Consider the following 6,282-nt stretch of genomic DNA (forward strand, 5'->3'; position numbering starts at 1 on the left):
TCTACGGGCGGGACGAGGCGGCGCCCGAATCAGCGGCGGCGCCGAACAGCACCCATGCGTACCGCAGCGCGGTCAGCGAGAAGACCAGCGTCAGCGCCACGATCAGTGCCTCGATCGCACCACCGCCGCCGGAGGTGAGGATGCCGTGCTCGAGGTCGTAGAGGAGGTCCATGCCGAAGAGGTAGAGCCCGGCCGACCCGGCGCAGGTCAGCCAGTACGCCGCCGACCGCTGACGCCGGGTGAGCGTGACCAGCGCGAGCACGCAGGCCACGCCGAGCCAGGCGTCCGCGAGCGGGAAGGCGTTCTCGAAGTCGTAGTAGGCCTGCGTGTGCGCGCTGGCGAGCACGTCGCGGTCGGTGAACCAGATGGACCAGTAGGCGACGTCGATCGCGACGGCGACGACGAGCATGACCTGGACGGTGCGCCTCATGGGGAGATCGAAGCAGATCCGGCGGCCGGGGTGGCGGCGTCACGCAGGAGCAGGAGCAGGCGGTCGTAGGGCCCCACGAGGTAGGCGACGTCGCCACCCTCGAAGCGTGAGTCGCGCCGAGGCCGGCGCACCGTCTCGTCACGCTCGATCACCAGCACCAGCAGCCCGGCGGCCAGCTCGTGCATCGCCACGCCGTCGAGTCCGCTGCCGGCGGTGACCCGCATCCGCGCGACGAGGAGCATCTGGTCACTGACGTAGGAGGTGTCGAGGACGTCGAGGCCGAGAGCGGCTCCCACGAACCAGGGCGCCGCCAGCGCCGCGGGCGACCGGACGTGCCGGAAGTCGAAGCTCCCGGCCACGGTGCTCGCGAGCCCGCGGTCGAACAGGCGCAGGACCACCGGCACGTCGGACCACCGTGGACCCAGACGGTCGCGTACCGCCAGGCCCGTCTCGAGGTTGGTCAGGTCGTCGCTGGTGAGGACGGCGACGGCACGGGCCCGGTCGAGCCGGAGCCCGTCGAGGGTCTGCGACAAGGTGGCGTCGGCGAGCAGGAGGGGAACGCGGCGGGCCCGCAGGTGCGGCAGGTGCCGGCTGCCCTCGTCGGCCTCGACCACGACCACGTCGACGCCGCGGGCGAGGAGACCGTCGATGGCAGCCACGCCCACCGAGCCCAGGCCCACCACGACGACGTGACCGTCCAGTCCGGTCAGGCGCCGCCTCCCCAGGGTCTCCTCGATGCGGCGACCGATCAACGCGTTGGTGAGCAGGGCGAAGAAGACGGTCGCCAGGGTCGCCCCGACGATCATCAGGACGATGGCCCACGACCTGAGCCACGGCTGCTGGTCGCGGAAGTAGAAGTCGCCGTAGCCGACGGTCCCGATCGTCTCCACCGTGAAGTAGAGCGCGTCGAGCGGCGTCATCCGCCGCCCGCCGGGCTCCTGGTAGCCGATCAGCAGCGCCGTCATCGAGACGCCGACGAGCCCGACCAGCGCGACCAGGGCCCACCGGATCCGGCGGTCGACCCCGGCGACCAGGTCGCGCACCAGGGAGTTGCGGGTCGCGGCCGCCCGCGGCGCCCGGGCGCCGACGTACGGTCGCGGCGCGACGGTGGGCCGCGAGCCCAGCCCGGCACCGTCGATCTCCTCCTCGGAGCCGATGACCACGACGGTGTCACCGGCTGCCACCCGGGTGTCGCGGCCCGGCGTCATCAGGGCCCGACCGTCCGCCAGCGGTACGACGGCGAGCGGCGCCAGGTCGCCGTACAGCTCACGCAGCGAGCCCGCCGCCAGGCACCGGGTCTCGACGACGTGGAGGGTCACCGGCCCGAGGTCGAGGCTCCGCCGGCCGGTGTGCAGGCAGGCCTCGATCAGCGACGGTGCGGCCAGACGCGCGACGTCGAGCACGGCGACGCCGACGTCGGCGAGCGCCCGGCCGACCGCCGCGTTGCGGAGCTGGGCGACGACGCGGAGGTCCGGCCGCAGCTCGCGGGCGAGCAGCGCGGTCGCGAGGGTCTGGAGGTCGTCGCTCTCGACACAGACGAGCGCGGCCGCCGTCGCGATGCCGGCCTCCTCCAGGGTGTCGGCCACCCGCGGGTCCGCTGCGAGGTGGGGCACCCCCCAGCCCGTCAGCGCACCCAGCAGCCGCGGATCGGGCGCCAGGTCCACCACGACCACCCGCGCACCCGTGGCGTGCAGCTGCTCCACGACGCGCAGCCCCTCGTCGTGCAGGCCGCACACGATCACGTGTCCCGACCACGGCGACGGGCTCGGCGGTAGGGACACAGCCCCAGCGTGCCGCCGCCGCAACCCTCGTGGGTTGCGGGCGCGTTAACGGATCGACGCGTGCGCGCGGACCACCACGCCGTGCGGACCGCTCGCCCAGCAGGTCGCACCGACGCACTGGACCGCGTCGAGCGGCGTGTCGTCGAAGGCCGTCCACGTGCGGCCGCCGTCGCGGGTCAGGTCGCTGCCCGTCGGTCCGACCGCCACCGCGACCCCGTGACGCACCTGGTCGACCCCGGACCGGTAGCCGCCCAGGTCCCCGCCGCTCCTCCAGGTCCGCCCGTGGTCGGTGGAGTACGCCGACGCATCGGTGCCGACCGTCGGGGCGGTGAAGTCGCCGCCGACCGCGATGCCGTCCCGGCCGTGCACCGACAGCGAGAACACGCCGCCGGCGTCGGACGCCGGGATGGTGGAGTCGTGCGCCGTCCAGGTGCGGCCGCGGTCGTGGCTGACCAGGATGCGCGCAGCCCCGCCGCCCGTGGCGAGGAAGGCGTCGCGGCCGGAGGTCACCAGGCAGGTGCCGCTGGCGGCGAACGCGAACTCACCCGGCACCGCGTCCGGCATCCCGGCCGGGTCGACCAGCTGCCAGCTGGCCCCGCCGTCGCGAGTCGAGATGATCCGGAACTTCCCGTCGACGGGGTCGCTCACCGCGAGACCCGAGCGGTCACCCGGGTACATCGCCAGGCAGTCGTAGAACGCGCGCTCGTCGTCGTTGACGAACGCCTGGACCCAGGTGCGGCCACCGTCGGTGGTCCGGTAGATCCGGCTGTCGGTGCCCTCACCGATCGACAGCGCCAGCGCGGTGCGCGCGCTGCTCGCCTCCACGTCGCGGAAGAGCAGCCCGTCGGCGCCGGCCGGAGAGACGTCGTCCCAGGTGCGGCCACCGTCGGTGGTGCGCCAGACCCCGCCCGCGCTGCCACCGACCCAGGCGACCCGGTCGCTGACCGCGTCCAGGCCGCGCAGCTGCTGGTCGGTGGGCACGTCGACCCGCGTCCACGCGGGTGCCTGGTGGGGATGGGGGTGCGGGTGACCCACGTGGGCGGCGGCGGCCGGACCGGCGGCCGCCAGGGCAGCAGTGAGGAGGATCCCGAGAGTGCGCATATCGGCACCCTAGGTCATGCCCGGAGGATCATCCCGCGGTCAGGAGGCCCACTCCCTCGACCCGGACCGGCCGGCCCCGCAGGGTCGTCACGGTGAGCGTCCCCGAGCGGGTCGCGAACGCGGGCAACACCTTCAGCACCCGGTGCCTCGACACCGCCGAGGCGGTCGAGACGGTGCCGATGCGCTTGCCCCCGAGGTCGACCCGCAGCGTGCCGAACCCCGGGCCCGTCTGGACGACGAGGGCCACGCGGGTCGTGGCCGGCACCTTCCGCGTCAGCGACGCTCCCGCGGTCCGCGTCTGCCAGGACCGGCCGAGGTACGCCGCAGGCGACCGCACCGAGGTCCAGGAGCCGTGCCGCGCGAGCGCTGCGGCGCCGTACGGCCGCGACCACCGGCGCACCGCCGGACTCGGGTCGGTCCCGGCGTCGTCGGTCGCGGCCACGGAGAGGGCATGGGTGCCGGGGGCGAGCCCGGTGAGCCGCACGGACGGCGCCGCGCAGGGGCGGCCGGCGCCGTCGAGCGTGCACTCGTACGACGCCGACCCGCTCGTCGACCCGAAGCCGATGGTGACCGCGTCCGCGAGGGCGAACCCTCCGGAGGGCGGGCCGGACGTGATCGAGGTGTCCGGGGGCGGCGGGACCGACCCGCTGATCGTGAACGGCGCGGTGTTGACGGCGAAGAAGTAGTTGTCGACCGCCCGCACCATCACCCGTGCCTGGGTGGTGTCACCGGCAGGCCAGACGACGGTCGCCTCACCGTCGTTGGGCGTGCTGTCGACCAGGGTCGTCGGGAACGTCACCCCGCCGTCGGTCGACATCAGGATCGCCACGTCCGAGGCGAGCGTGTCGGTCTGGTTGACCGCCCACGTGACGGTCCCGACGGCGCCACCGGTGTCGGTCTCGCCGCCGGCCTGCGAGGTCACCAGGAGCGGGCCCGTGGTGGCATCCACGGGCAGGGTCACCGTGCCCCTGGCCGTGCCACCACCGGTCGCGAAGCCGTCGCGCGCGGTGACCACGAAGTGCATCGACCTCGAGACGGTCGGCAGGAGCTCGGACAGGCAGTCCACGTCACCCCCGCTGCAGCCCCCCGTCGCCGCGTTCGTGTCACCGGAGACGACCTGGGCGAGGTCCGGGAAGGTCCGCGACGGGTCGCCGGTGGCAGTGTTCTCCCCCGGCGAGGGTGACTCCAGGGCGCCCTCGGCACTGACCTCGGCCGCGGTGCCGAAGACCCGGAACAGCGGTCCGGAGCCCGCGTCCGGGTCGGCCAGGTTGCGTGCCGCCGGGTCCGACTGCTCCCACAGGTAGGTCAGCTCGTCGCCGTCGGTGTCGCTGCCGGTCGCGGTCAGCGTGAAGGGCGTCCGCTTCGGCAGCGTGCGGCTCGCCGGAGCGGAGACGGTGGGGGCGTGGTTGCCGCTGTCGCTCGACGTGCCCACCCCGGGCACGGTGGCCAGGTAGGACTGGATCTCCGCGATGCTGGCGTGCGAGAAGTAGGGGTCCGAGTGCGGCTGCAGGTTGTCGGACCCGCAGATGCCGGCGTAGGCCATCACCGAGGACCCGGACCCGGGCTCCACCGCGGTGGGCGTGTTGCGGTTGCCCGCGCAGAAGCCGTTCGACCCCGCGAAGGTGTGGTCGGCCCCGAACTGGTGGCCCAGCTCGTGGGAGACGTAGTCGACGTAGAAGAGGTCCCCGGTCGGTGTCGGCAAGCCCGTGCAACCGACGGCCTTCAGCGCGTCGTTGCCGACCACGCCGAGGCCGGCGACGCCGCCGCCGTCGTTGCCCAGCACGACGTGGCCCACGTCGTAGGCCGCCTTGCCGTTCGCGGCGTTGCCGTTGCCCAGGATCCGGTCGACGGCGGACTGGTTCTCGTCCAGCGCGGACCCGCAGCCGGACAGGGCCCCGGGACTGAAGCACGCTCCGGCGCCGCACGGACCGTTCGTCCCCGTCGCCTTGGCCTCCGTGTCCAGGTTGAGCTCGTCCGTGCCGGCGACGAGCACGAGGCGGACTCCGAGGTCGTCGTTGTAGATCTGGTTCACCCGGTTCACGAGCGTGGTCTTCGCCGCCAGGACCGCGCCGGGGAAGTACGCCGCGTAGCTCGGGTCGTTGAGGAGGGCGAGCCGGTAGGTGCGGCGGGCGACCTCGGCGCCCGCCCGGGCGGGGTCGGCCGGCAGCCCGGTGACCGCCTCCGCGTCCCGGGGGGTGCGCTCGACGAAGGTCCGCTCCGCCGCGTCGGGCGGCAGGTCGGCGGCGTAGTAGCTGAGGTTGGTCGAGGCGCCGCGGGCGACGTACGCCGGGCGACGTACCAGGTGCCCGAACCGGTCAGCGACCGCACCGACGCGTGCAGACCGAGAGGGGTCAGGTCCAGCCGGACGGTCACGCGAGGGTCGGCGACCGAGCGGCCCGCCCACGTCGTGATCTGGGGATGGGCCGCGGCCAGCGCCGGCTCGAGGACCGGATCCTCGACGATGGTGAAGCGCTGGAGACGCCCCCGCGGGTCGGGGAGCGAGAAGGTGCGCGCGGCCCCGCGTCCCGGTGCCGTGAGTGCGGCCCGGGCACCCGCCAGGTCGACACGGAAGGCGTACGCCGCATCCGGCGCCACCGCGATCGTGCGGGCGGGGTCGGGGCGGAAGTCCGGGACGGCGGTGTAGAGCGACGCCGGCCGGCCACCCGGGTCACCTGGCGGGGCCGCCCCCACCGGCGTCGACGCCAGCACACCCGCGACACCGAGGACGATCGCGGCCGCCCACGTCACCACCTGCCGACCCGACCTCCGTCGCGGCATGGCGGACCCCCTTCGTCGACGGCGTGGTCAGCATAGGAACGGACCGCCCCCTCTAGATATCCCAGGGGTGCAGGGCGTCAAGCGGCTGCGGGTTGGCGGTGTGCCCAGGCGGTGGTCTCGTCGTAGGTCGTCTGGTTGCGTAGGCAGCCGTCGAGGATGCCGACGAGGCGGTTGGACAGGGCGCGGAGTGCT

4 protein-coding genes are annotated in these 6,282 nt (G+C 74.1%); all 4 read right to left on the reverse strand.

All coding sequences use genetic code 11. The annotated features are described in order from the left end of the window. Nucleotide 1: 1 nt before the first annotated feature. The 4 genes from ACILRH_RS21475 to ACILRH_RS21490 are packed head-to-tail and all read right to left on the reverse strand — an operon-like array spanning nucleotide 2 to nucleotide 5,716. On the reverse strand, nucleotides 2–430 hold the full coding sequence (locus ACILRH_RS21475) for a hypothetical protein (RefSeq protein ID WP_395696107.1): 429 nt from the start codon (nucleotides 428–430) through the stop codon (nucleotides 2–4). After that, nucleotides 427–2,211 carry an NAD-binding protein gene (locus tag ACILRH_RS21480; RefSeq protein WP_395696108.1) on the reverse strand — a complete coding sequence of 595 codons (1,785 nt, stop codon included), beginning with the start codon at nucleotides 2,209–2,211 and terminating at the stop codon, nucleotides 427–429. Before ACILRH_RS21480 ends, ACILRH_RS21475 begins: the two co-directional genes overlap by 4 nt. 45 nt (nucleotides 2,212–2,256) lie before the next feature. Next, nucleotides 2,257–3,312, reverse strand: coding sequence for an oxidoreductase (locus tag ACILRH_RS21485; RefSeq protein ID WP_395696109.1), 1,056 nt, complete (start codon nucleotides 3,310–3,312; stop codon nucleotides 2,257–2,259). Between the two features lie 28 nt (nucleotides 3,313–3,340). Beyond that, entirely contained in the window at nucleotides 3,341–5,716 is a 2,376-nt protein-coding gene (locus ACILRH_RS21490; protein WP_395696110.1) for a M12 family metallo-peptidase, read from the reverse strand. Nucleotides 5,717–6,282 lie beyond the last annotated feature (566 nt).

The sequence above is a fragment of the Nocardioides sp. genome (genome assembly GCF_044226765.1).
GTDB lineage: Bacteria > Actinomycetota > Actinomycetes > Propionibacteriales > Nocardioidaceae > Nocardioides.

Coding starts and splice junctions, on each gene's coding strand:
- ACILRH_RS21485 (WP_395696109.1), bottom strand. CDS start 3,312: ATGCGCACTCTCGGGATCCTCCTCACTGCTGCCCTGGCGGCCGCCGGT.
- ACILRH_RS21475 (WP_395696107.1), bottom strand. CDS start 430: ATGAGGCGCACCGTCCAGGTCATGCTCGTCGTCGCCGTCGCGATCGAC.